Consider the following 24650-nt stretch of genomic DNA (forward strand, 5'->3'; position numbering starts at 1 on the left):
CGCCGGACGGAACGCTTCACCGCTCTTCCCGTATCTCTTCTGCTCGACACCGCCGCGCCTTCCCCCGGGTGCGGCATCCCCGCCGGTCAGGCGGCGAAGGAGATGGTTCATGTGTCCGCTACGCCCGTGTTGGCGTTGCGAGGGGTCTCCAAGCGCTTCGGTGCCGTCCAGGTACTCACCGATGTAGAGCTTGAGGTCCACGCCGGCGAGGTGGTCGCCCTGGTCGGCGACAACGGCGCCGGTAAATCAACGCTGGTCAAGACGATCGCCGGAGTGCACCCCATCGATGACGGCGTCATCGAGTGGGAGGGCCGGGCGGTGCAGATCAACAAGCCGCACGACTCCCAGAACCTGGGCGTCGCGACCGTCTATCAGGACCTCGCGCTGTGCGACAACATCGATGTCGTCGGCAACCTCTACCTGGGCCGGGAGCTGCGCAAGTTCGGCATCCTGGACGAGGTCTCCATCCGGATCCCGAGCGTCCGTATCCCGATCGCCTCGCTCTCCGGCGGCCAGCGCCAGACCGTGGCCATCGCCCGGTCGATGCTCGGTGAGCCCAAGCTCGTCATCCTCGACGAGCCGACCGCCGCCCTCGGCGTCGAGCAGACCGCCCAGGTCCTCGACCTCGTCGAGCGGCTGCGCGAGCGCGGTCACGCGGTCATCCTCATCAGCCACAACATGGCCGACGTGAAGGCCGTGGCCGACAAGGTCGCCGTGCTCCGGCTGGGCCGGAACAACGGTGTCTTCGATGTGAAGACCACCTCCCAGGAAGAGATCATCTCCGCCATCACGGGCGCCACGGACAACGCCGTGACCCGACGTGCGGCGCGCAACGCGGAGGTTTCCAAGTGACCACCGACGAGACCACCAACACGGTGGACAAGAGCAGCACCTCGCTGGACAAGGGCAGCGACCCGGTGGACACGCCGCCGGTCGGCAACCCGGACGCCGCCGAGGGCGCCGCCACGGCCGTCGACCCCCGGCTGCTCATCCGCGAGCAGGGCCTCGCCGGCTACGTCACCGAGTTCAAGCGCAAGATCAGCGGCGGTGACCTGGGCTCGATCCCGGTGATCATCGGCCTCGCGATCATCGCCATCGTCTTCCAGAGCCTGAACTCCGAGTTCCTCTCCGCGAAGAACATCAGCGACATCGCGGTCACCATGGTCGCCACCGGCATGATGGCCGTGGGCATCATCTTCGTCCTGCTGCTCGGCGAGATCGACCTCTCGGTCGGCTCCGTCTCCGGCGTCTCCGGCGCCCTGGTCGCGGTGCTCAGCGTCACCCAGGGCATGAACGAATGGCTGGCGATCGTCGTCGCCATCGTCAGCGGCGCGGTGATGGGCGCGATCCACGGCTTCTTCTTCGCCCGGATCGGGGCCCCGGCCTTCGCCGTCACCCTGGCCGGTCTGCTGTTCTGGCTCGGCTTCATGCTCCAGCTGCTCGGCGACTCCGGCACGATCAACCTGGACGGCGAAGGGGTGGTCGGCCAGCTGACCACGTACTACTTCACCGACGTCGCCGCCGCCTACGGACTCGCCGCCATCGCGGTCGTCGGCTACTTCGCTGCCGCCTTCCTGGACACCCGCCGCCGCGAGGCCGCGGGCATCCCGTCCCGCCCGATCGCCGACATCGCCGTGCGCACCGCGGTCCTCGCGGTGTTCGCCTTCGCCGCCGCGTACATGTTCAACCAGTACCGCGGCCTGCCGCTCGCGCTGGTCCTCTTCCTGATCGTCCTGGTCGGCACGGACTTCCTGCTCCGCCGGACGGCCTACGGGCGGAAGATCTTCGCGCTCGGCGGCAGCGTCGAGGCCTCCCGGCGCGCCGGCATCAACGTCACCGCGATCCGGATCTCCGTCTTCTCCATCGCGGGCACCTTCGCGGCGATCGGCGGCCTGTTCTGGGCCTCCAAGATCGCGGCGNGACCGCGGGTCGCGCCTGACCGCACGTTCGCGCAGGTGCCCGGCGTCCCGAGAGGGGCTGCCGGGCACCTGCGCGTGTCCGGGTATCGCTACGAACACGGCCGCCCGCTGCTCACGTCCGGTAGCGGAACATTAGACTCATCGGATCGGCACGCTCGATCAGCTCAAACGCAAGGAGGCACGGGTGGATCTGCTGACCCGCATCAAGGGACCGCGCGACCTGGACCGGCTCAGCCTCGGTGAGCTGGACCAGCTCGCGGAGGAGATCCGCACCTTCCTGGTGGACGCGGTGTCCAAGACCGGCGGCCACCTCGGACCCAACCTGGGCGTCGTCGAGCTCACCATCGCCCTGCACCGGGTCTTCGAATCCCCCAAGGACAAGGTGCTCTGGGACACCGGCCACCAGGCCTACGTCCACAAGCTGCTCACCGGCCGCCAGGACTTCTCCCGCCTCAAGATGAAGGGCGGCCTCTCCGGCTACCCCTCCCGCGCCGAGTCCGACCACGACATCATCGAGAACAGCCACGCCTCCGGCGTCCTCGGCTGGGCCGACGGCATGGCCAAGGCGAACGAGGTCCTGAAGAAGGACGACCACGTCGTCGCGGTCATCGGTGACGGCGCGCTCACCGGCGGTATGGCCTGGGAGGCGCTGAACAACATCGCCGCCGCCAAGGACCGCCCCCTCGTCATCGTCGTCAACGACAACGAGCGCTCCTACGCCCCGACCATCGGCGGCCTGGCCAACCACCTCGCCACGCTCCGTACGACCGACGGTTACGAACGGTTCCTGGCCCGCGGCAAGGACTTCCTGGAGCGCACGCCCGTCGTCGGCCGCCCGCTGTACGACACCCTGCACGGCGCCAAGAAGGGCCTCAAGGACTTCATCGCGCCGCAGGGCATGTTCGAGGACCTCGGCCTGAAGTACGTCGGCCCGATCGACGGCCACGACATCGAGGCCCTGGAATCCGCTCTCCAGCGCGCCAAACGCTTCGGCGGCCCGGTCATCGTGCACTGCCTCACCGAGAAGGGCCGCGGCTACACCCCGGCCCTGGAGGACGAGGCGGACCGCTTCCACGCGGTCGGCAAGATCCACCCGGACACCGGCCTGCCCATCTCCACCTCCGGCCTCGACTGGACCTCCGTCTTCGGCGAGGAGATGGTCAAGCTCGGCCAGGAGCGCGAGGACATCGTCGCCATCACGGCCGCCATGCTCCAGCCGGTCGGCCTCGGCAGGTTCGAGGAGGCCTTCCCGGACCGGATCTACGACGTCGGCATCGCCGAGCAGCACGGCGCGGTCTCCGCTGCCGGCCTCGCCACCGGCGGCCTCCACCCGGTCTTCGCGGTCTACGCCACCTTCCTCAACCGCGCCTTCGACCAGGTGCTGATGGACGTCGCCCTGCACAAGTGCGGCGTCACCTTCGTCCTGGACCGGGCCGGCATCACCGGCACGGACGGCGCCTCGCACAACGGCATGTGGGACATGTCGATCCTCCAGTGCGTGCCCGGCCTCCGGATCGCCGCCCCGCGCGACGCCGACCAGGTCCGCGCCCAGCTGCGCGAGGCCGTCGCCGTCGACGACGCGCCCACCGTGGTCCGCTTCTCCAAGGGCGCGGTCGGCCCCGCCGTCCAGGCGGTCGGCAGGGCCGGCGGCATGGACATCCTGCGCGAGCCGAAGGCGGCCCGCCCGGACGTCCTGATCGTCTCCGTCGGCGCGCTCGCCCCGATGTGCCTGGAGATCGCCGACCTGCTGGACGCCCAGGGCATCTCCAGTACCGTCGTCGACCCCCGCTGGGTCAAGCCTGTCGACGAGGCGCTCGCCCCGCTCGCCGAGCGCCACCGCGTCGTCGTCACCGTCGAGGACAACAGCCGCGCCGGAGGCGTCGGCTCCGCTGTCTCCCAGGCCCTGCGCGACGCCGGTGTCGACGTACCGCTGCGCGACTTCGGCATCCCGCCGGTCTTCCTCGACCACGCTTCGCGTGGCGAGGTCATGACCGAGATCGGGCTGACCGCGCCGGACATCGCCCGGCAGGTGACGGGCCTGGTCGCCAAGCTCGACGGCCGCTTCGAGAGCCGCGCGGTGGAGCCCGCCCGCGACTGATCCGCAGCTCTCCGTACGGCCGACGGGCCGGGAGAACCGCCCCTGTACGGGTGGTTCTCCCGGCCCATTCGCGTGAAGCGGGCCGGATGGCGCGTTCCCGTGCCTGGCCGGTCCGAATCATGGCGTTCACAACCAATGCGTGGAGGTACGCAGGTGAGCGCGCAGGTCACACCACCCCGCGGAAACGGAATGTTCCGCACCAAGTCCGTCGAACAGTCGATCCGGGACACCGAGGAGCCGGAACACGGGCTCAGGAAGTCCCTCTCCGCCCTGGACCTGACGGTCTTCGGCGTCGGCGTCATCATCGGCACCGGCATCTTCGTCCTCACCGGCCAGGTCGCCAAGGAGACGGCGGGCCCCGCCACCGCCATCGCGTTCGTCGCGGCGGGCGTCGTGTGCGCCCTGGCCGCGCTCTGCTACGCCGAGTTCGCCTCCACCGTCCCGGTGGCCGGTTCCGCCTACACCTTCGCGTACGCCTCCCTGGGCGAACTGGTCGCCTGGATCATCGGCTGGGACCTGGTTCTGGAGTTCGCCCTGGGCACCGCGGTGGTCGCGGTCGGCTGGTCCGGCTACGTCCGCTCCCTGATGGACAACGTCGACTGGACGATGCCCGAGGTGCTCTCGGGCCCCGACGTGGCGGAAGGTTTCGGCTTCGACATCCTGGCCTTCGCCCTGGTGCTGGTGCTGACCGTCATCCTGGTCATCGGCATGAAGCTCTCCGCCCGGGTCACCTCGGTCGTGGTGGCCATCAAGGTCGCCGTGGTCCTCATGGTGATCATCGCGGGCCTGTTCTTCATCAAGGCCGAGAACTACAAGCCCTTCATCCCCCCGGCCGAGAAGCAGGAGACGGGCGGCGGCTGGGACGCCCCGCTCGTGCAGCTGATGTTCGGTTACGAACCCACCAACTTCGGCGTGATGGGCATCTTCACCGCCGCCTCCATCGTCTTCTTCGCCTTCATCGGCTTCGACGTGGTCGCCACCGCCGCCGAGGAGACCAAGCTGCCCCAGCGCGACATGCCGCGCGGCATCCTCGGCTCGCTGCTGATCTGCACGGTGCTCTACGTGGCGGTCTCCCTGGTCGTCACCGGCATGCAGCACTACAGCGAACTGTCCATCAGCGCCCCGCTCGCCGACGCCTTCAAGGCCACCGGGCATCCGTTCTACGCCGGTCTGATCAGCTTCGGCGCGGCGGTCGGTCTCACCACGGTCTGCATGATCCTGCTGCTCGGCCAGACCCGCGTCTTCTTCGCGATGAGCCGGGACGGCCTGCTCCCGCGCTTCTTCTCCAAGACCCACCCGCGCTTCCGCACCCCGTACCGGCCGACGATCCTGCTCGGCGTGGTGATCGCGATCATCGCCGGGTTCACCAGCATCGAGGAACTCGCCACCCTGGTGAACATCGGCACGCTCTTCGCGTTCGTCGTCGTCGCCCTCGGCGTCCTGGTCCTGCGCCGCACCCAGCCGGACCTGCCCCGCGCGTTCCGTACGCCGTTGGTCCCGCTTCTCCCGATCCTCTCGGTGGCCGCCTCGGTCTGGCTGATGCTCAACCTGCCGGTGGAGACCTGGGTCCGCTTCGGTGCCTGGATGGTCATCGGCGTCATCGTCTACTTCGCGTACGGGCGCTCCCACAGCCGGATGGCCAGGGAAGGGCGCTAGCGCTCCCGCTCCGGTGGCGGCGGCAGCCGCACCGTACGGGGTCCCACGCACCGGGCCCCGTACGCCTCGACCCGCTGCCGCAGTCCGCGGTCGGAGGTGACGACGACGCACTCCCGGTCGGGGCCTGCGGCGGCCGTCAGCCCGGCGATCAGATCGTCGCCGCTGCCGGGGGCCGAATCGACCCGGACCCCGGCCACGGATACGACGCCCCGGGCGGCTCCCTCGACCACGAGCACGATCTCGACCGGTCCGGGCAGACCGGGAAGCCCGGCCGTGGCGTACGGGACCAGGGAGTCGCGCAGCCGGACCGCCGCCCCGCGCCGGTCCCGCCACCAGCCGTCGGGCACGGACCCGACCACGTTGGCGCCGTCCACGATCACCAGCACCGCTTCGTCCTCGCTCATCCCGGCAGGGTGTCACGGGGGGAGCGGTACGACGGCCCGTCAGCCTCCGGTGGCGGGGGACTTCTTCGCTTCCTCGGGGATCGTGGTGTCCTCGCGGATCGCCTTCCACAGCTGACCCGACTGCGGTTCGGAGGCGATGACCCGGTTCGGGTCGATCTTGTCGTACGCCACCGGCAGCATGATCGTCTCCATGGAGGCCGGGTCGACACCGTTCATGGAGCGGGCGAACTCCGCCAGCGAGGTGAGCGAGGCGAGGGAGGAGTCCGTGGTGAGCGACTTGGTGGCGGACTTGGCGATCTTGTACGAGTTCGCCGGGCTGCCCAGCAGGTCCTGCGACTTGACCTCGCTCAGCAGGGCCATCAGGAACTGTTGCTGGAGCCCGATGCGGCCGAGGTCGCTGCCGTCGCCGATGCCGTGCCGGGTCCGGACGTACGCCAGGGACTCGGTGCCGTCCAGCTTCTGCGGGCCCGCGGTGAGGTGCAGCCCGGACGCCTTGTCGTCGATGTCCTGCGGTACGTCGACGGTGACCCCGCCGATGGCGTCGACCAGGTCCTTGAACCCGGCGAAGTTGATCTCCAGGTAGTGGTCGATGCGGACGCCGGACATCTTCTCCACCGTCTTCACCACACAAGCCGGACCGACCTGCGCGTAGACGGAGTTGAACATGACGCGCTCCTTGCCCGCCACCGCCGAGCCGTCGTCCTTGACGCACTCGGGCCGGGTCACCAGGGTGTCGCGCGGGATGGAGACGGCGACGGCCTTCGACCGCCCCTCGGGTATGTGCACCACCATCGCGGTGTCCGAGCGCGCGCCGCTGACGGCGCCTCCGCCGCCCAGCTCCTTGTTCTCCGCCCCGGCCCGCGAGTCCGAGCCGAGGACCAGCAGGTTCTGCCCGCTGGTGGGGAGCTTCTCCGGACGGTCCTCACCGAGCGCCTTGTTGATGTCGACGCCCTTGATGTTCCCGTCGAGCTGACTGTAGAGCCAGTAGAGGGTGCCACCGGTGGCGAGCGCGAGGACGAGCAGGACACCGAGCGTGATCTTGAGGCCGCGGCGGCGTTTGCGGGGCTTCGCCGCACGTCGGGAGGCGCGGGGGCCCGGGGTCGTCTCGTCGTTGCTCATCGTGCGCGAGTCCTCAAATCTCATGGCCCGCAGGGGCGGGGAGTACGGGGGACTCGGGTGGGGGGTGTGGCCGGTCCGTGAATGTTCGACTGACCGAGCACTATAGAACAGATGAGCGCTGGACCTCGTATGCCGATGCGAGTAAAGGGAGATCGGGGCATCGAACTATTATTCGCTCATGACTTGGTTGATCACAGGCGGCGCGGGCTACATCGGAGCTCACGTCGTACGGGCGATGGCGAAGGCCGGTGAGAGGGTCGCCGTCTACGACGACCTCTCCACCGGCGACAGCGGGCGCGTGCCGGACGGCGTGCCCTTCGTCCGTGGCTCGACGCTCGACGCCGCCGGCCTGCGACGCGCCATGAAGGAGCTGTCAGTACGCGGCGTGGTGCACCTCGCGGCCAAGAAGCAGGTGGCCGAGTCCGTGGAGCGCCCGCTCCACTACTACCGCGAGAACGTCGAAGGGCTCCGGACGCTCCTGGAGGCGGCGGTCGACAGCGGGGTGGACGCGTTCCTCTTCTCGTCGTCCGCGGCCGTGTACGGAATGCCGGACGTGGCGCTTGTGACGGAAGACACTCCCTGCGCCCCCATCAACCCCTACGGCGAGACCAAGCTCGCCGGTGAGTGGATGGTGCGCGCGGCGGGGCAGGCGCACGGCATGGCCACGGCCTCGCTGCGCTACTTCAACGTGGCGGGCGCTGCGGCGCCCCACCTCGCCGACGCCGGCGTCTTCAACCTCGTGCCCATGGTCTTCGAGAAGCTCACCCAGGGCGCTGCCCCGGTCGTCTTCGGGGACGACTACGACACCGCCGACGGTACCTGCGTCCGCGACTTCATCCATGTCGACGACATCGCCTCGGCCCACCTGTCGGTGGCCCGAGCGCTCGTCGGGAGGGGACCGGGATCGGATCTGACGCTCAACATCGGCCGGGGGGAGGGGGTTTCGGTGCGCGAAATGATCGCGCTGATCGGCGAGGTGACGGGGTACGGTCCTGCCGCGGAGCCGGCCTCCGCCCCGCGTCGGCCGGGTGACCCGGCCCGTGTCGTCGCCTCGGCGGACCGGATCCGCGAGGAGCTGGACTGGTCGGCGGCCCATGACGCCCGGCGGATGGTGGAGTCGGCCTGGGCGGGCTGGTGCCTGCGGCATCCGGCCGCGCTGCGCGACCCCGCCGGGGCCAGGCCCGGACCGCTCACCACCGCCTCGGCTCGGCCCGTCTGAGCCGACCGCTCACCGCCCCTGACCGATTCCGCTCCCTCGCACGGCGAGGACCACCTGCCCGGGAGGGCGACGACCATGCCCAGCGCCTCCCCACGTCCGGCCGCCCGGCGGAACGACTCACCCGCAGCCGGCTTCGGCCGCCCTCTCGGCGGGCCCTGGCTCGTGCCCGGATACGACGGCAGGCTGACGGCCTACGTTTCCGTGCGGGACGCGGTCCTGCGGTGGACGCAGAACACGGTCGGCGGTGATCGCTGGCAGGGGCCGGAGGTCCTCCCGGCCAAGGGTGTGACCCACGTGAGTGTGGTGCACGGCGAGAACCGCTACGCGCACTTCCTGGGGCTCCGCACGCGGCCGACGGGAGACGGCTGGTCCCGGGTCGACGTCATGTACGCCACCCAGTACCAGACGGCCCGGCCCATGACTCAGTGGCATGCGCTCGGGAACCCCCACAAGGACATCGGGACGGCCGGGGAAGTGGGTGCGCCCACGGGCGTCGTCACATCCGACGGCGCGCTCCACGTCTGTGTCCCGACCGGCTCCGGCTCGGTGGAGCTGCGCCGCGAGGACGCGAAGGGCGCCTGGGGGGCCTGGAAGAGCCTTCCGGCAGCCGGCGCGACGGACGCCCCCGTCCCCGCGGCGACCTCAACCGGCCTGGTGGAGGTCCTCGTTCCCACCCGGGTATCGGCCCTGTACCTGCGCCAGGCGAAGACCGGTGCGGCCCTGGAACCGGCCGAGGCGGCGGGGGTGGTCCCGGTGCCGGGCTCGGCGACCCCTTTGGAGACCGGTCCCGGCCGGATCACCTACTACCTGACCGACGCGGGCGGCGGAGGCGTGGTCGCCCTCCGGCCCGGATCCTGGCCCCTGCCGCTGGGAGGGGCCCCGGCGGACGGTCGCATCGCCGCGCTGAGGACCTCGCTCGACGGCTTCGACTGCACGGTGCTGGCCGTCCGGGGGATCACCGGGACCGTCAATCTCGGTGTGTGCGCGACGGAGGACGAGCAGTCCGGTGTGTGGTGGACCGACACCGCGATGCGCTGCCAGGGCGACCCTTCGATCGCGCGCGACGGGGAGGGGCGCCTGGTGGTGGCGGTCCTGGACACCGAGGGCAGGCCGACGGCCGCACGCCAGGAGGACGGCCCGGGCCTGACCCTCAGCGACTGGAGGCTGATATGAGCACCGCCGCTCTCCCGAGGGTGACGGTCGTCGCAGCGAAGCACCGCGACGCCGTTCCGCTCGTCGCCCTTCAGCGGGACGCCGCCGACATCACCGTGCTCTGCACCGAGGGCGACGACAAGGCGGGCCGGGCGGCTCTGGACCGTGCCCTCGTCGAGGCCGAGGGGCGCGGTTGCCGGGTCTCCCACGCCCCGCGGACGCTGACGGTGCAGCAAGGCGGCGGCAAGGAGGAACTGCTGAGCCAGTTCCACGAACTCCGCCCGCAACGGCTGCTCCTGCCGGACCCCGATCCGGTCCGGTCGGGGTACGACGACACCGCGGGTGTGCCGGTGCACGACGTACCGCCCGGACACGCGGCAACGGCACTCGACGCGCTCGCGGCCGCCCGGGAGTACCAGCACAGCACCGGCGAGCCGGTCTTCGTCGACTGCCGCAGGGCGGGGGCGGACGAAGGGGCCGACGCCGCCACCGTGCTCCGCTACCCGCACACGGCCCACTGGCTGGTCGAGGGCTTCGACGGAAGGCTGAGCGCCTTTCTGCCCTCGGCGGGCGGTGTGCTGCGCTGGACCCAGTGGGAACCGGGCGGCCTCGTCTGGCAGGGCCCCGAGCGGCTGGCCGGACCGCACCTGATGCCCGGTCTCGCGGTACTCCGCGACCTGCACGGCTTCGTCCATCTTCTGGCACTGCGCAGGACGCCGCGGAAGGACGGCGGGGAGGACGTCGCCGTCGTGCGGGCCGCGCAGTACCGCACGGGCGGCCCGCTCACTCCCTGGCACTCCCTCGGCAGTCCCAACCCGGGCGACCGGCACAAGAGCCGCGAGGTCGGGTTCCCGGCCGCGGGCTTCGACGCGTCCGGCAGCCTGTTCGTCTTCGTCCGGAACTTCGGACACAGCATCAGCGTCCGTGCACAGGGGGCGGACGGACGCTGGGCGCCGTGGCAGCATCTGAGGGGTGCCCGGGTCGCCGACGAGATCGTGACGGTGACCACGGCCCGGGGCGAGGTCGAGCTCTACGCCCGAGCCAGGGACTCCGCCGCCGTGGTGCGGTGGCACCGGACCGGCGCCGGCGGGGTCTGGACCGAGGACCGGACCGTCCCCCTCTCCCCGGCTCCGGGCTCGCTGGCGGCCGGTCCCGAGCCCGGCACACTCCTCTCCCGGGACCTGCACACGAACGAGCCCTGCGTCTGGCAGCCGGGTTTCGGGTCCGCCCTGCCGGTCGGTGGTGCGGACGGCGCGGGGCCCGTCACCGGGGCGTCCGGCATCGCGGCGGAGGGCTGGACGTACTCCGCCCTCGTGCGCTCCGGGCCCGGCGGCACCTGTGTGGTCGGCGCCCACGCCCAGGGGAGGCCCGACACGGGGGTCTGGTGGGACGACCTCGGCGCGCGCTCACCCCGGATGCCCGCGATGGTCCACGACCGCACAGGCGGAGTGACCTTGGCGACGGTCGACGCGGCGGGCCGGCTGTCGGTGGCGAACCGACAGTCACCGAACGGGGCCCTCACCTTCGGTTCATGGCACACACCGTGACGCCCCGTCGTCGAATGTGATCACTTCGCGATCCGACAGGTAGGAAACCTGATGGTTCACTGGTGAACATTTGGTAATCTCTAAGAATCTCTCATGTGAAGAACCCACGGGGGTTACGTGAACATGGAGGCCCTCCATTCGGAACGGAGGTGTTCGCTGTCGTTCTCGTGACTGAGGGGTTATGGCCAAGCTGTCCCTGCGCGCCGTCCAGAAGCTCACCTGCAAGAAGCGTGACGCCTGGTGGACGGTGGTCCTGGTGGACCCGGTCGCGACCCGCATGCTCATCGTCATGGCGCGGTTCGGCTTCATCACTCCCAACCGGGTCACCTGGGCCGCGCTGTTCGTCGGCCTCGGCTCCGCCGGGTTCTTCCTCAAGGGCGACACCCAGTCCCTGCTCATCGGGGCCGCGCTGTACCACCTGAGCTTCATCCTCGACTGCATCGACGGAAAGCTCGCCCGGCTCAAGGGCAACGGCACGGTCTTCGGCGGCTGGCTCGACTACGTCTTCGACCGTATCCGGGTGCTCTTCTGCGCCCTGGCCCTGATGGGCGGCCAGTACCTCCGCAGCGAGGACGAAAGGTTTCTGCTCGCCGCGCTGATGGTCGTCTTCCTCGACATGCTCCGCTACGTCGACGCCCTCCAGATCTACAAGATGCGCATGTCGATGCGGGCGAAGATCGAGAAGGTCACCAAGGAGCAGCAGGAGGCGGAAGCCGCTGCCGCCGCCTCCCGGGCCGAGGAGGAGGCGCCGAAGGTCCGGTTCATGGAGGATCTCCTGCGCGAGAACCCCGAGGCCGAGGCCGAGCTGCTCAAGGAGCAGGCGGGCGACGCCCAGGTCGTCGACCTGCACGCCCAGTTCCGCCACCGGTTCCCCTGGTACCTCAGGGTCCGTCAGGCTCTGCTGCGCAGCCGGATCAGACCCCATCTGATCAGTGGCATCGAGTTCCAGATGTTCATCTTCATCGTGGGGCCGCTGATCGGCCACATCCTGCTGACGACCGTGGTCTCGGCGGTCCTGATGGGCGTCTTCGAGCTCATCATCATGTACAAGTTCTGGCTCTCCACCCGCGACTTCACCGCCGTCATGGCCGAGCTGAACGCGGCCGCTCCGAGCGAGGCCGGCAGCATCGCCCCCCACCTCCACCGCGGTCGGCACCGCCGCGGGATGCCCGAACAGATCCTGGCCGAAACCGAGCTGCTCAACCCGCAGCCGGAGGACGACCCCGGGTTCCAGCCCTATCCGCAGCCCTACGAGCCGCTCGCCCCGAGCGATTGGCCACCGTACGCGCCCGAGTCCCAGCAGCCCGGGGAGCGCGTGTACGACTGGGAGACACAGCCTCTGCGACAGGCGCGCCCCATCTACGCCCCCCACACCCACCAGCCACATCAGCAACACGGTTTCCCGGGCGAGTGAGGGAGCTTCGGATGAGCTACGAACAGGACACCCCTGACGTCTGGGTGACGGTCGTCATTCCCGCCTACAACGCGGCCACGACGATCGGGAAGGCGCTGCAGTCGGCCGTCAACCAGACGTACGAACGCGTCGAGGTGATCGTCGTCGACGACGCCTCGACCGACAACACCCTCGACGTCGTCATGAGCTTCGGGGGGAACAACAACCGGGTCCGGGTGCTGCGCAGGCCGGTGAACAGCGGCGGGGTGGGCGCACCCCGCAACATGGGCATCGCCCAGGCGGCCGGCCGGTACGTGCTGTTCCTGGACTCCGACGACGAACTCCCGCCCCGGGCGTGCGAGCTGCTGCTGGCCGGTGCGCTGGAGAGCGGCAGCGACATCACGGCGGGCCGGGCGATCCGGGTCAACCGGGCCACCGGCGACAGCGAGGCATGGGCTCCGGAGGTGTACGCCATGGCGCGTACGGTGCCCGGCCTCGCGGACTTCCCCCTGATGCTGACCGACCCCATCGCGGCGGCGAAGCTGTATCGCACGGACTTCCTGCGAGGGGCGGGCGTGTGGTTCCCCGAGGGGGTCTTCTACGAGGACACCTACTTCTCCACCGTCGCCGGTTGCCTCGCCGACGGCATCACCGTCATCACCGACCCCGTGTACCGGTGGATGTGGGAGCCCGACGGCGGCTCGATCACCGGCCGCACCGGCGAACTGCGCAGCATCAGGGACCGGGTCGCCGTGCACCGCGCCACGGACGCCTTCCTCCTCGACCGCGGTCTGTGGCAGCTCAAGGTCCGCAAGGACTCCAAGTTCCTCGCGCACGACCTCCGGCTGTACATGCGGGCGCTCGCCGAGGGCGACCCCGAGTTCCAGCAGGGCTTCGCGGAGATCGCGAGCAACTATCTGTTCTCGGTCAGTGACGAGGCCTTCGAACTGTGCGATCCCGTGGACCGGGTGCGGGCGTACCTCGTCATGTACCAGGAGATCGAGGCCGCGCTGACGACGCTGGACTACGCGCAGCGCAAGAGTGTGCTCTCGTCCTTCCTCCTGGAGCAGGAAGGGCGCGTCTACTGGTCGGGAGACCATCTGCATCTGCCGAACGCCCGGCGCATGCTCGATGTCACCGAACTCGGTCTGACGCAGGACAAGCTCGTCCGTGAGCCGCTCTTCGCCCAGCTCGACAGCTGGTCGCTCGACGAGCCGTCGACACTGCGGTTCCAGGGACGGCTGGTCAACCGGTTCGGGCGGATCAAGACGGGCGACGACCTCAAGCTCACCCTGGCCGTTCGCAATCGGCACACCAAGAAGGACGTCACCGCCCCCGTGCCGGGCGTCGAGATCGACGACCGATTCGTCTCGTTCGGCGGGGCGGTGGACCTCGCGCGGCTGATCGGCGAGGACCGTGCGGAGAGCACGGTCTGGAACGTCTCCCTTGTCGTCGAGTGGAACCGGGCTCGTTCGCGTTCGCCTCTCAACGTGCGCGACGCCGAACTCGGCGGGCTCTGCTTCACCTCGGACGGTGAGGACTACGAGGGCTATCGCACCGTCAGCGGAAACCTCGCCCTGCGCGGCGCGACGGCGGGCCGCCGGACCTTCGACCTGGCCCAGAGCGACCCCGATGCGCCGTGGATGTGGTGGCGCGGCCGGCTCCACCGGCCCTTCGCCACCCAGGAACACCCCTTCGAGATGGCCGTCGTCGTCCCCTGCTACAACGTGGCCAAGTACCTGGACGACTGCCTGGGCTCCCTCGCCGCCCAGGAGGGCTTCGCGGCCACCCAGGTCATCCTGGTCGACGACGGCGCGACCGACGAGACGCCCCGGATCCTGGACGAATTCGCCGGGTACTACGCCAACGTGACCGTGGTCCACCAGCAGAACGGCGGGCTCGGAAACGCCCGCAACAACGGCCTCGACCGGGTCACCGCCCCCTATGTCACCTTCCTCGACTCCGACGACATCCTCGGGGAGCAGGCGCTCTCCCTGATGCTCCAGGCGGCCTGGCGGGACGGCTCCGAGGTGGTCGTCGGCGACCTCGTGAACTTCCCGGACCGGCCGTACGGGCCGTGGAAGAAGTACTTCGGCGGCGGGGACCGCCGCATCGACGACTTCGCCGAGGTGCCCGACCTCATCTTCAGCGGCTCCGCCTGCAACAAGGTGTTCAGCACCGACCTGCTGCGCAGGCTGGGCGTACGGTTCGGCGAGGGGGTCCACTTCGAGGACTCCTGGGTCACTTTGCCGAGCATGCTGAAGGCCGGGGCGATCAGCATCGTCGACCGCCCCGTCTACTACTACCGGGGCCGCCCCGACGGTTCGTCCATCATGGACTCGCTGTGGAGCAAGCCGGCCAACTACCGTGACCACCTGCGGCTCAACCACTTCCTGCTGAACTACACCGCCACCGAGCGGTCCGACATCCGGCGCATGTTCCAGCGCTACGTGACGCGTACGTACAAGGGCTTCCTGTGCAACGCACGCAACGTCATGGGGCGGGCCCAGCTGGCGGAGATGTTCCCGGACATCCACCGGCACTACACCCAGATACCCGACGAGGTCATTCTGGAGTTCGCGACCAACGCGGTTCAGCAGCTCGACCACTACGCGGCCAAGAGCGGCAACTTCGAACTCTTCCGGGACCCGGCGCCGTTCCTCGCCGGGGCCGAGCTGAGGCTGGAGATCGACGACGACGGATTCCACCGCAGCTTCGACGGCGGTGCGGGAAACACCCGGGCCGCGCGGGTCAACGACCCCAACGTCGTGGTGGAGTCGGTCCGCACCCGCGGCGACGTGCTGGTCGTCGAGGGCTGCATGTCCTTCCCCGGGATGGACATCAGCGGCCCGCTGCACAACCCGATGGAGTTCGTCTACCAGACGGCGAAGGCCAAGATCAGCGTGGAGCTGCGGCAGGTGGCCCGGCGTGACCTCTGGAACTCCCGCAACGGCCGCGACCTCTACGCCGGCTGGTACGCCGAGATCCCCCTCGCGTCCCTGGTCCGCGGCGGGTTCGGGGTCGGGGACTTCCGGCTCCGGGTCCACCGGGTGGACCGGTCGCGCCAGCGCAACGTCGTCATGAAGGCACGGCTTCCGCTCCACCGGCTCAAGGGCCCCGGGCGGATCGGCCGGCACCGCTACATGCTCACCATCGGTGGTCAGGAGGCGCTCCACCTCCGTCTGATCGACCGGAAGATCGGGGCCCGGGCCAGACACACCCTGTGGCGCGCGGCTCGTGAGATCCGCATCCTCAAGACCCGCAACCCCGGGTGGCGGATGCGCCTTGCCTACTGGCTGACGTACCCGTTCCTCAACTCCCGGGAGATCTGGCTCATCGGTGAGCGCACGGACACCGCCCAGGACAACTCGTACCACTTCTTCAAGTGGATGCGGACACACCGCAAGCGCCGCAAGGCGTACTACGTCATCGACGGCAAGTCCGCCGACTACGCCAAGGTCGCCCGCTTCGGCAGGGTGATCAAGCTCGGTTCGTTCAAGCACCGGATGTACCTGCTGCACGCGACCAAGCTCATCGGCTCCTACGACTCCGAGTCCTACCTGGTTCCCGAGGGCTACCGGAAGGTGCTCTTCCTGCACCGGTTCGGCGAGCTGCTGAAGTACCAACGGGTCTTCCTGCAGCACGGAATCATCTACAACGACGTGACCGCCGGCGTGGACCAGCGGATCACGAGTTACGACATGATCGTCACCACCGGACGCCAGGAGCGCGAGTACCTGGCGCTGGAGGCCGGGTACGGGGACCGCGCGGTGCTGGCGGGTCTGCCCCGCTTCGACGCACTGCGCCGGGAGCCGGTCGAGCGGCCGAGGATTCTGCTCATGCCGACCTGGCGGCAGTGGATCGTGACGGCTTCCTACAAGAAGTCGGCGGGGCCGGCCAAGACGGCCTTCACCCAGTCCGAGTACTTCCGCTTCTACCGGTCACTGCTGTCCGACCGGCGGCTCGCGACGGCGCTGGAACGCTTCGGCGTCGACCTGGAGTTCTTCCCGCACTACGAGATCCGGCCGTACCTGCACAACTTCCGTATGGATTCCCCCGCCATCAAGGTCGCCGACCCGAAGACCCGCAACGTCCAGCAGGCCATGAAGGAGTGCTCTCTCATGGTCACGGACTATTCGTCGGTCTTCTTCGACGTGGCCTATATGGGAATTCCGCTCGTCCACGTCCCCTTCGACGAGGAGGACTTCTACGGACGGCACTACAAGCGGGGCTATTTCAACCTGTCGGAACACGGCTTCGGTCCGGTCTGCCGCACGGTGGACGAGGCGGTCGACGAGATCATCGCGGCCGTGGCACGCGGGTTCACGGTCGAGAGCCCCTACCGGGAGCGGGCCGAGCACTTCTTCGCGTACCGCGGGGACGGCAACTGCGAGCGGGTGTACGAGGAGATCGACGCCCTGGGCGACACGAACGCCGCCGACCTCGGGCCGTCCGGACCGGTGGGCGAGCTGTCCGCCCCCGCCGCGCACCTCGACGCGGCCCCCCTGGGCGCCGAGGCCGACCTCTACGACGCGCGTCACCTGGTGCGGGAAGGAGGGTGGGAGCGTGCGGTGTGACGGGAACCTCTCGCCGGCGGGGCCGCCCAGGATCTTCCTGGCCGGAGGGTCGGCGGTCGTGACACGCGAGATGAGCAAGGCCCCCATGACCGGCTGGGGCCAGGTGCTCCACCTCTTCCTCGCACCCGAGGTGGAGGTCGTGAACTGTGCCCGGGCCGGAGCGAGCACGCGGACGTTCAGCGACCGTGGCCGCCTCGACTGGATCCTGGCGAACATCCGCCCGGGGGACTATCTGCTCGCCTCCTTCGGCATCAACGACGGCAAGCCCGAGGAGTGGCTCCGGACCGAGGCCTACGGCGACTTCCCGGTCTACCTGCGCCGGTTCATCGACGGAGCGCGGGAGCGCAACGCGCATCCGGTCCTCGTCAGCCCGCACGAGCGGGACACCCACGATGTCCACGGCAATCTGCCGCAGAGCATCACGGAGTACGTGATGGCGCAGGCGGGCGTGGCGGCCGAATGCAGCGTCCCCTACATCGACCTCTACGGTCAGAGCCGCGGCTGGTGGGCTGAGCTCGGCCCGGAAGGCGTGCGTCCGTTCTTCGTGCACCTGGGACCGAACGAGCACCCGAACTACCCCGAGGGCTTCCACGACCCGGGCCACCTGGTGCCGGCCGGAGCGATCGCCTGCGCGCGCTTCGTCGCCTACTCGCTGGTGGCCGAGCAGATCATCCCCGCGCACTGGGCCCGTGACCTGGACCGCCGGCACTTCCCGCCGGACGCGGTGACCTGGCTCGACGACGCGACCCATGAAGCACTGACCCGAGCGCGCACCCTGGGCAAGGGTTGAGAGGCGGACGACATGAGCACCTTCATCCTGGCCCGCTTCCACAGCGTCCAGAGCGACGCCCCCTCGATCGTCTGCCAGTCGGAGCTGCGCAGCGACCATGATCCCGAGCTGCCGGTCCGCCCCGGCGAACAGATCGGTTTCGAGTGGACCCTGACCCCGCACGGCAACGGAACGCGCTACTACGGCTACCTCATGGCGCAGTCGTTCACGCGGGTCGCCACCATCGGGAACATGGTCGGTGTGAGCATGCTGCCCTCGGGCGAGCGTTACGCCACATCGACGGGGCCCGGCGAGCAACGCGTCGCCAGGTTCACCCTCCGGGTGAACACCTACGTGCCGCCCGACGCCTTTCTGGTCCCCGTCCTGCGAGCGGGCATCATCGCCGACGGCGGCAAGGGGCTCACCTCCACGACCTTCTCGGTCAAGGACCGCGGCTTCCGGGTGGCCGCACTGCCTCCGCAGGGCCGCAGCCTGCTGCTGATGCCGGGGCACCGCGGGGTCCTCAAGGGCCTCACCGATGGCTTGGGCGAGGGCGTCCGGCTCATCGGCGTCGGCCCCGCCCGGCACGGCGTCACCGCGGTCGAACCGGACGGTTCGGTGGTCTACGACCCGTTCCACGGGCACCTGGGGTACGACTGGTTCGACTACGTACTCGATCCGGGCACCGGCGTCCCGGTCCGGGGACGAGTGACGGTCCATGTCGGAGATCTGGACGCCGTTCCCGGCGTTCTGCGTCGCTCCGCCCCGACCCACTGAGCTCCCGCGCACACGCGAACGGGCCGTCCAGGAATCCTCCTGGACGGCCCGCCCTCGTTCACACCGCGTGAGCTACGCGGGCACGCTCGCCACACCCTGCGCCAGGAACGGCTTGCCGTTCACTCGCTGGGAGACGCCCTCACGGTCCAGGTACGGCGTGATGCCGCCCAGGTGGAAGGGCCAGCCCGCACCGGTGATCAGGCACAGGTCGATGTCCTGGGCCTCGGCGACGACGCCCTCCTCCAGCATCAGGCCGATCTCCTGCGCCACCGCGTCGAGCACGCGGTCGCGCGTCTGCTCCTCGGTCAGGACGGTGTCGCCCTGCTTGAGGAGCGCCGCGACCTCGGGGTCGAGGACCGGCGCGCCGGAGTCGTAGACGTAGAAACCGCGCTTGCCGGCCTTCACGACCGCCGCGAGGTTCTGCGAGACGGTGAAGCGCTCCGGGAAGGAGCGGTTCAGGGTCTCGGAGACGTGCAGGCCGATGGCCGGGCCGACCAGCTCCAGGAGCACCAGCGGGGACATCGGCAGGCCGAGCGGCTCGACGGCCTTCTCCGCGACCTCGACCGGGGTGCCCTCGTCGATGACGTTCTGGATCTCGCCCATGAAGCGGGTGAGGATGCGGTTGACGACGAACGCCGGGGCGTCCTTGACCAGGACCGCGGTCTTCTTCAGCTTCCGGGCCACACCGAACGCGGTGGCCAGCGAGGCGTCGTCCGTCTGCTCGCCGCGCACGATCTCCAGCAGCGGGAGGACCGCGACCGGGTTGAAGAAGTGGAAGCCGACGACCCGCTCGGGGTTCTTCAGCTTCGACGCCATCTCGGTCACCGACAGCGAGGAGGTGTTGGTGGCGAGGATCGCGTGCGCCGGGGCGACCGCCTCGACCTCCGCGAACACCTGCTGCTTGACGCCGATCTCCTCGAAGACGGCCTCGATGATGAAGTCCGCGTCCGCGAAGCCCTCGGCCTTGTCGAGGACACCGGAGACCAGGCCCTTGAGGCGGTTGGCCTTGTCCTGGTTGATGCGGCCCTTGCCGAGCAGCTTCTCGATCTCGGCGTGGACGTAGCCCACACCCTTGTCGACGCGCTCCTGGTCGATGTCCGTGAGGACGACCGGGACCTCCAGGCGGCGCAGGAACAGCAGCGCCAGCTGCGAGGCCATCAGACCGGCGCCGACGACGCCGACCTTGGTGACCGGGCGGGCCAGGTTCTTGTCCGGGGCGCCGGCCGGGCGCTTGGCGCGCTTCTGGACCAGGTTGAAGGCGTAGATGCCGCTGCGCAGCTCGCCGCCCATGATCAGGTCCGCGAGCGCCTGGTCCTCGGCGTCGAAGCCGGCGGACAGGTCGCCGTCCTTGGCCGCCGCGATGATGTCCAGCGCGCGGTACGCCGCCGGGGCCGCACCGTGCACCTTGGAGTCGGCGATGGCCCGGCCGCGGGCGACAGCCGCGTCCCAGGCGTCGCCGCGGTCGACCTCGGCGCGCTGAGGCGTGATCGCGCCCTTGAGCACGTTCGCGGTCCACACGAGCGACTGCTCCAGGAAGTCCGCGCCCTCGAAGATCGCGTCCGCGATGCCGAGCTCGAAGACCTGCTTGCCCTTGAGCTGACGGTTCTGGTTCAGCGAGTTCTCGATGATCACCGAGACCGCGCGGTCCGCGCCGATCAGGTTCGGGAGCAGCGCGCAGCCGCCCCAGCCGGGGACCAGACCGAGGAAGACCTCGGGCAGCGAGAACGCCGGGAGCGCCTTCGAGACGGTGCGGTAGGTGCAGTGCAGACCGACCTCGACACCGCCGCCCATCGCCGCGCCGTTGTAGTACGCGAAGGTGGGGACCGCGAGGCCGGAGAGCCGGCGGAAGACGTCGTGGCCGCCCTTGCCGATGGCCAGCGCGTCCTCGTGACGGCTCAGCAGCTCGACGCCCTTGAGGTCGGCGCCGACCGCGAAGATGAACGGCTTGCCGGTGAGGCCGATGCCGGTGATGGTGCCCTCGGCGGCCTCCTTCTCGACCTGGTCGATCGCGGCGTTCAGGTTCGCCAGCGACTGCGGTCCGAAGGTGGTCGGCTTGGTGTGGTCCAGGCCGTTGTCCAGCGTGATGAGCGCGAACCGCCCGGCGCCGAACGGCAGGTCCAGGTGGCGTACGTGCGCCTGCGTGACGACCTCGCCGGGGAACAGCTCGGCCGCACCCTTCAGAAGCTCAGTGGTGGAGCTCACTTGTTGCCTCCGTCGAAATTCGGGTTCTCCCAGATGACCGTGGCGCCCATGCCGAAGCCGACGCACATCGTCGTCAGGCCGTAGCGGACCTCGGGCTGCTCCTCGAACTGCCGGGCCAGCTGCGTCATGAGCCGGACACCGGAGGAGGCGAGCGGGTGGCCGTACGCGATGGCGCCGCCGTACTGGTTGACGCGGGCGTCGTCGTCGGCGATGCCGTAGTGCTCCAGGAAGGCGAGCACCTGCACGGCGAACGCCTCGTTGATCTCGAAGAGGCCGATGTCGTCGATGGTCAGACCGGCCTGGGCCAGCGCCTTTTCGGTCGCCGGGATCGGGCCGTAACCCATGACCTCCGGCTCGACGCCCGCGAAGGCGTACGACACGAGGCGCATCTTGACCGGGAGGCCCAGCTCGCGGGCGACGTCCTCGGCGGCGAGCAGGGATGCGGTGGCGCCGTCGTTGAGACCCGCGGCGTTACCGGCCGTCACGCGGCCGTGGGCGCGGAAGGGGGTCTTCAGACCGGCCAGCGACTCCAGCGTGGTGCCCGGGCGCATCGGCTCGTCGGCGGTGACCAGGCCCCAGCCCGTCTCGCCCGCCTCGGCGTTGGTGCGGCGCACCGACACCGGTACCAGGTCCTGCTGGATCTTGCCGTTGGCGTACGCCTTGGCGGCCTTCTCCTGCGAGCGCACCGCGTACTCGTCGGCGCGCTGCTTGGTGATCGTGGGGTAGCGGTCGTGCAGGTTCTCCGCCGTCATGCCCATGAACAGGGCGGACTCGTCGACCAGCTTCTCCGACACGAAGCGCGGGTTCGGGTCGACGCCCTCGCCCATCGGGTGGCGGCCCATGTGCTCGACGCCACCGGCCACGACGACGTCGTACGCGCCGAAGGCGATGGAACCGGCCGTCGACGTGACGGCGGTCAGCGCGCCCGCGCACATGCGGTCGATCGAGTAGCCGGGGACGGACTGCGGCAGACCGGCCAGGATTCCGGCGGTGCGGCCCAGCGTGAGGCCCTGGTCCCCGATCTGCGTGGTCGCGGCGATGGCGACCTCGTCGATCTTCTTGGGGTCCAGGTCCGGGTTGCGGCGCAGCAGCTCCCGGATGGCCTTCACGACGAGGTCGTCGGCGCGGGTCTCGTGGTAGATGCCCTTCGGGCCCGCTTTGCCGAACGGGGTGCGGACGCCGTCGACGAAGACGACGTCCCGGATGGTACGAGGCACGGTGGCTCTCCTCCAGGGTGCGGGATGGCACTGCTGCGGGGCGCGCCACGGGGGCGCACCGCCTGCCATCATGCTACTTGCGGGTAACCAGACTGCCCACCCCCCACGGCCGGAGCGTCGAAGGTCACACCACTCCGGGCGGCCTCCCTCTCACCGCATCGTCGCCGCGATCGGCCCCGAGGACCGGACCACCTCCGCCACGAACCGCCCCCGCCCGACCCCCAGCCGCCGCAGCGCGGGACCGTGGTCCACGGCCACCACCAGCGCGACCGCGGCCAGGGCGGCCCGCCACCCGGAGGTCACCAGCACCCGCAGCGGCGGCGGCAGCGGGCCCAGCGACCGGCGCAGCCGGTGACAGTGGAAGGGCACGTGCCGCTCCTCGTCGACGAGGATCCGCCCCGCCACCTCCCGCGTCAGCGCATCGTCGGCCCCGTCCCGCAGCGCCCGGTAGTACCGCAGCGCGACCACCTCCGCGATCATCAGGACCAGCAGTTCGAGGCGGAGCCCCAGGGCGCGGCGGAGCGTCACGAAGACCCGGTCGCTCCAGTGCGAGGCGATCACCGGCGCGCCGCCGGAGGCCAGCAGAAGCGCCAGCAACCTGGCGTGATTTCGCTCCTCCGCGACGAACATCCGCACCGCCGACGCGTACTCCGTGTCACCGGCCGCCTCGGCTTTGGTGATCAGCTCGGCGCCGTCGCCGTCCTCGCCGACCTGGAAACGCTGCACGCTGCGTCGGATCGCGGGGTGCAGGGGGACGGCGATCCGCCATTCCGGATCGCCCCGCTCGGCCCGTTCGCGGCGCGCCGCCTCGAAGTCGCGTATCCAGTCGCCGTACGCCCTGGTCCCCATGCCCGCCCCCCGGGTCCGCTCCGCGCGGGCGTCAGACGGTGGCGTCCAGCGCCCGGACCAGGAGCGGGGCCACCTGCTGGATCTGCCAGTTCCGCGCCCCGTACCCGGCGAGGGTGTCCTCGACGGCGCTCGGCGTCGGGTTCTTCGGCGGCTCCCAGCAGAGCCGGCGCACGGTGTCCGGGGTGATCAGGTTCTCCTGGGGCATGTGCAGGCGCTCCGCCAGCTCGGAGACCGCCGTGCGGGCGGCCGAGAGCCGGGCGGCGGCGGCCGGGTCCTTGTCGGCCCAGGAGCGCGGCGGGGGCGGCCCGGCCGGCTGCTGGCCCGGCTGCGGCAGCGCCGACTCCGGCAGCGCCTTGGCCCGGTCCACGGCCGCCTGCCACTGCTCCAGCTGACGGCGTCCCATGCGGTGGCCGAATCCCGGCAGCGCGGTCAGGGCCTGCACGTCGACCGGCAGCGCGAGCGCGGCCTCGACGATCGCGGCGTCGCCGAGCACCTTGCCCGGCGAGACGTCCCGGCGCTGGGCGACCTGGTCACGCGTGGTCCACAGCTCCCGGACGACGGCCATCTGACGGCGCCGGCGCACCTTGTGCATGCCCGACGTACGCCGCCAGGGGTCCTTGCGGGGCGGGGCCGGCGGCGCGGCGGCGATGGCGTCGAACTCCTCGCGGGCCCACTCCAGCTTGCCCTGCCGCTCCAGCTCATCCTCCAGCGCGTCGCGCAGGTCGATCAGGAGCTCCACGTCGAGTGCGGCGTAGCGCAGCCAGGGCTCGGGCAGCGGGCGGGTGGACCAGTCGACCGCGGAGTGGCCCTTCTCCAGGGCGTATCCGAGGACGTTCTCCACCATCGCGCCGAGGCCGACACGCGGGAAGCCCGCGAGCCGCCCGGCCAGCTCGGTGTCGAACAGCGAGGTGGGGGTCATGCCTATGTCCCGCAGGCACGGCAGGTCCTGGGTCGCGGCGTGCAGGATCCACTCGGTGCCGCTCAAAGCGGTGCCGAGGCCGGAGAGGTCGGGGCAGCCGACCGGGTCGACCAAGGCGCTGCCCGCACCCTCGCGGCGCAGTTGTACGAGGTAGGCGCGCTGGCCGTAGCGATACCCCGAGGCGCGCTCGGCGTCGACGGCCACCGGGCCGCTGCCGGCGGCGAAGGCGGCGATCACCCGGGCGAGGGCGTCGTCGGACGTCACCACCGGGGGAATGCCCTCGCGTGGCTCCAGCAAGGGGATCGGCGCCGGGGCGACGTCGTCCGGGGGAGCGCCCCCGGTGGTTCGCAGTGAAGTGTCTGCTGCGGTCTCTTGGGCGTCGGTCACGTGTCAAGGGTATCTGTGTATGCACGGAGCCCGTCGACGGAACGTTCCGTCGACGGGCTCCGTGCACGTATTCCAGCCGGAGACGCATCGGTGCACGTCCCGGCGGGGGTGCGGTCAGTGGATGATGCCCGTCCGCAGGGCGACGGCGACCATTCCGGCGCGGTCTCCGGTGCCGAGCTTGCGGGCGATGCGGGCGAGGTGGGACTTCACGGTCAGGGCGGAGAGGCCCATCGAGACGCCGATGGCCTTGTTGGACTGGCCTTCGGCGACCAGGCGGAGCACCTCCACCTCGCGTCCGGAGAGTTCGCGGTAGCCGCCCGGGTGGCTCGGGGAACCGGGAGGCCTGCGGTGCATCCGGGCCGCGTTGGCGCCGATGGGGGCGACGCCGGGGCGGGTGGGGTGGCCGATGTTGGTTCGGGTGCCGGTGACGACGTAGCCCTTCACGC

The 24650-nt window shown here is 70.2% G+C and carries 17 protein-coding genes and 1 pseudogene; 11 read left to right on the forward strand and 7 right to left on the reverse strand.

Going from position 1 to position 24650, the window contains the following annotated elements; translation table 11 throughout:
* Positions 1-102 precede the first annotated feature (102 nt).
* The 4 genes and pseudogenes from D3105_RS20250 (at position 103) to D3105_RS20265 (ending at position 5673) form a co-directional block, all read left to right on the forward strand.
* The gene (locus D3105_RS20250; RefSeq protein ID WP_118904536.1) at positions 103-852 is read left to right on the forward strand and encodes an ATP-binding cassette domain-containing protein; all 750 of its coding nucleotides are present in this window, start codon (positions 103-105) and stop codon (positions 850-852) included.
* Positions 849-1919: pseudogene (locus tag D3105_RS20255) on the forward strand (sugar ABC transporter permease); the annotation flags it as partial. The gene D3105_RS20250 and the pseudogene D3105_RS20255, both read left to right, overlap by 4 nt.
* A 184-nt stretch (positions 1920-2103) precedes the next feature.
* The gene (gene dxs / locus D3105_RS20260) at positions 2104-4017 is read left to right on the forward strand and encodes a 1-deoxy-D-xylulose-5-phosphate synthase (RefSeq protein WP_118904523.1); all 1914 of its coding nucleotides are present in this window, start codon (positions 2104-2106) and stop codon (positions 4015-4017) included.
* A 189-nt stretch (positions 4018-4206) separates the two neighbouring features.
* Positions 4207-5673, forward strand: a complete 1467-nt coding sequence (locus D3105_RS20265) for an amino acid permease (protein WP_118904524.1) — start codon at positions 4207-4209, stop codon at positions 5671-5673.
* On the opposite strand, the gene D3105_RS20270 is transcribed toward D3105_RS20265, so the two are convergent.
* Together D3105_RS20270 and D3105_RS20275 are read right to left on the reverse strand one after the other, a co-directional pair.
* Complete coding sequence (locus tag D3105_RS20270) at positions 5670-6077, reverse strand: NTP pyrophosphohydrolase (protein WP_118904525.1); 408 nt, start codon at positions 6075-6077, stop codon at positions 5670-5672. The genes D3105_RS20265 and D3105_RS20270 overlap by 4 nt on opposite strands.
* Positions 6078-6116: 39 nt before the next feature.
* Positions 6117-7196, reverse strand: a complete 1080-nt coding sequence (locus tag D3105_RS20275) for an LCP family protein (protein WP_118904526.1) — start codon at positions 7194-7196, stop codon at positions 6117-6119.
* Positions 7197-7374: 178 nt separating this feature from the next.
* Here D3105_RS20275 and galE point away from each other — a divergent pair, with 178 nt between their 5' ends.
* From galE to D3105_RS20310, 7 genes are all read left to right on the forward strand, one after another.
* Positions 7375-8415: a UDP-glucose 4-epimerase GalE gene (galE, locus tag D3105_RS20280; protein WP_118904527.1), complete on the forward strand. Its 1041-nt coding sequence runs from the start codon at positions 7375-7377 to the stop codon at positions 8413-8415.
* A 75-nt stretch (positions 8416-8490) separates the two neighbouring features.
* Entirely contained in the window at positions 8491-9588 is a 1098-nt protein-coding gene (locus D3105_RS20285) for a hypothetical protein (protein ID WP_118904528.1), read from the forward strand.
* Positions 9585-11114 carry a hypothetical protein gene (locus D3105_RS20290; protein WP_118904529.1) on the forward strand — a complete coding sequence of 510 codons (1530 nt, stop codon included), beginning with the start codon at positions 9585-9587 and terminating at the stop codon, positions 11112-11114. The genes D3105_RS20285 and D3105_RS20290 overlap by 4 nt, the downstream gene beginning before the upstream one ends.
* A 181-nt stretch (positions 11115-11295) precedes the next feature.
* Positions 11296-12528, forward strand: coding sequence for a CDP-alcohol phosphatidyltransferase family protein (locus D3105_RS20295; protein ID WP_118904530.1), 1233 nt, complete (start codon positions 11296-11298; stop codon positions 12526-12528).
* An 11-nt stretch (positions 12529-12539) separates the two neighbouring features.
* Entirely contained in the window at positions 12540-17084 is a 4545-nt protein-coding gene (locus D3105_RS20300; RefSeq protein WP_118904531.1) for a bifunctional glycosyltransferase/CDP-glycerol:glycerophosphate glycerophosphotransferase, read from the forward strand.
* Positions 17074-17874 (forward strand): rhamnogalacturonan acetylesterase, encoded by an 801-nt coding sequence (locus tag D3105_RS20305; protein ID WP_240646969.1) that lies wholly within the window; start codon positions 17074-17076, stop codon positions 17872-17874. The genes D3105_RS20300 and D3105_RS20305 overlap by 11 nt, the downstream gene beginning before the upstream one ends.
* Positions 17875-17886: 12 nt before the next feature.
* Positions 17887-18630 (forward strand): Ig-like domain-containing protein, encoded by a 744-nt coding sequence (locus tag D3105_RS20310; RefSeq protein WP_118904532.1) that lies wholly within the window; start codon positions 17887-17889, stop codon positions 18628-18630.
* 72 nt (positions 18631-18702) lie between these two features.
* On the opposite strand, the gene D3105_RS20315 is transcribed toward D3105_RS20310, so the two are convergent.
* From D3105_RS20315 to D3105_RS20335, 5 genes are all read right to left on the reverse strand, one after another.
* Complete coding sequence (locus D3105_RS20315) at positions 18703-20832, reverse strand: 3-hydroxyacyl-CoA dehydrogenase NAD-binding domain-containing protein (protein ID WP_118904533.1); 2130 nt, start codon at positions 20830-20832, stop codon at positions 18703-18705.
* Positions 20829-22049: a thiolase family protein gene (locus D3105_RS20320; protein WP_018514505.1), complete on the reverse strand. Its 1221-nt coding sequence runs from the start codon at positions 22047-22049 to the stop codon at positions 20829-20831. The genes D3105_RS20315 and D3105_RS20320 overlap by 4 nt, the downstream gene beginning before the upstream one ends.
* Before the next feature lie 150 nt (positions 22050-22199).
* Positions 22200-22898, reverse strand: coding sequence for a ferritin-like domain-containing protein (locus D3105_RS20325; protein ID WP_118904534.1), 699 nt, complete (start codon positions 22896-22898; stop codon positions 22200-22202).
* 31 nt (positions 22899-22929) lie between these two features.
* Positions 22930-24204, reverse strand: a complete 1275-nt coding sequence (locus tag D3105_RS20330; RefSeq protein WP_118904535.1) for an HRDC domain-containing protein — start codon at positions 24202-24204, stop codon at positions 22930-22932.
* Positions 24205-24318: 114 nt separating this feature from the next.
* Positions 24319-24650, reverse strand: a 332-nt coding sequence (locus D3105_RS20335; protein WP_133305696.1) for a response regulator transcription factor, incomplete at its 5' end; no start/stop codon positions are given.

Source organism: Streptomyces globisporus (genome assembly GCF_003501885.1).
GTDB classification, from domain to species: Bacteria; Actinomycetota; Actinomycetes; order Streptomycetales; family Streptomycetaceae; genus Streptomyces; species Streptomyces globisporus_D.

Bases quoted from the DNA above. Each gene is read 5' to 3' on its own strand.
- D3105_RS20250 (WP_118904536.1), top strand. From the start codon at position 103: ATGGTTCATGTGTCCGCTACGCCCGTGTTGGCGTTGCGAGGGGTCTCC.
- D3105_RS20265 (WP_118904524.1), top strand. From the start codon at position 4,207: ATGTTCCGCACCAAGTCCGTCGAACAGTCGATCCGGGACACCGAGGAG.
- D3105_RS20270 (WP_118904525.1), bottom strand. From the start codon at position 6,077: ATGAGCGAGGACGAAGCGGTGCTGGTGATCGTGGACGGCGCCAACGTG.
- D3105_RS20275 (WP_118904526.1), bottom strand. From the start codon at position 7,196: ATGAGCAACGACGAGACGACCCCGGGCCCCCGCGCCTCCCGACGTGCG.
- galE (WP_118904527.1), top strand. From the start codon at position 7,375: ATGACTTGGTTGATCACAGGCGGCGCGGGCTACATCGGAGCTCACGTC.
- D3105_RS20285 (WP_118904528.1), top strand. From the start codon at position 8,491: ATGCCCAGCGCCTCCCCACGTCCGGCCGCCCGGCGGAACGACTCACCC.
- D3105_RS20290 (WP_118904529.1), top strand. From the start codon at position 9,585: ATGAGCACCGCCGCTCTCCCGAGGGTGACGGTCGTCGCAGCGAAGCAC.
- D3105_RS20295 (WP_118904530.1), top strand. From the start codon at position 11,296: ATGGCCAAGCTGTCCCTGCGCGCCGTCCAGAAGCTCACCTGCAAGAAG.
- D3105_RS20300 (WP_118904531.1), top strand. From the start codon at position 12,540: ATGAGCTACGAACAGGACACCCCTGACGTCTGGGTGACGGTCGTCATT.
- D3105_RS20310 (WP_118904532.1), top strand. From the start codon at position 17,887: ATGAGCACCTTCATCCTGGCCCGCTTCCACAGCGTCCAGAGCGACGCC.
- D3105_RS20325 (WP_118904534.1), bottom strand. From the start codon at position 22,898: ATGGGGACCAGGGCGTACGGCGACTGGATACGCGACTTCGAGGCGGCG.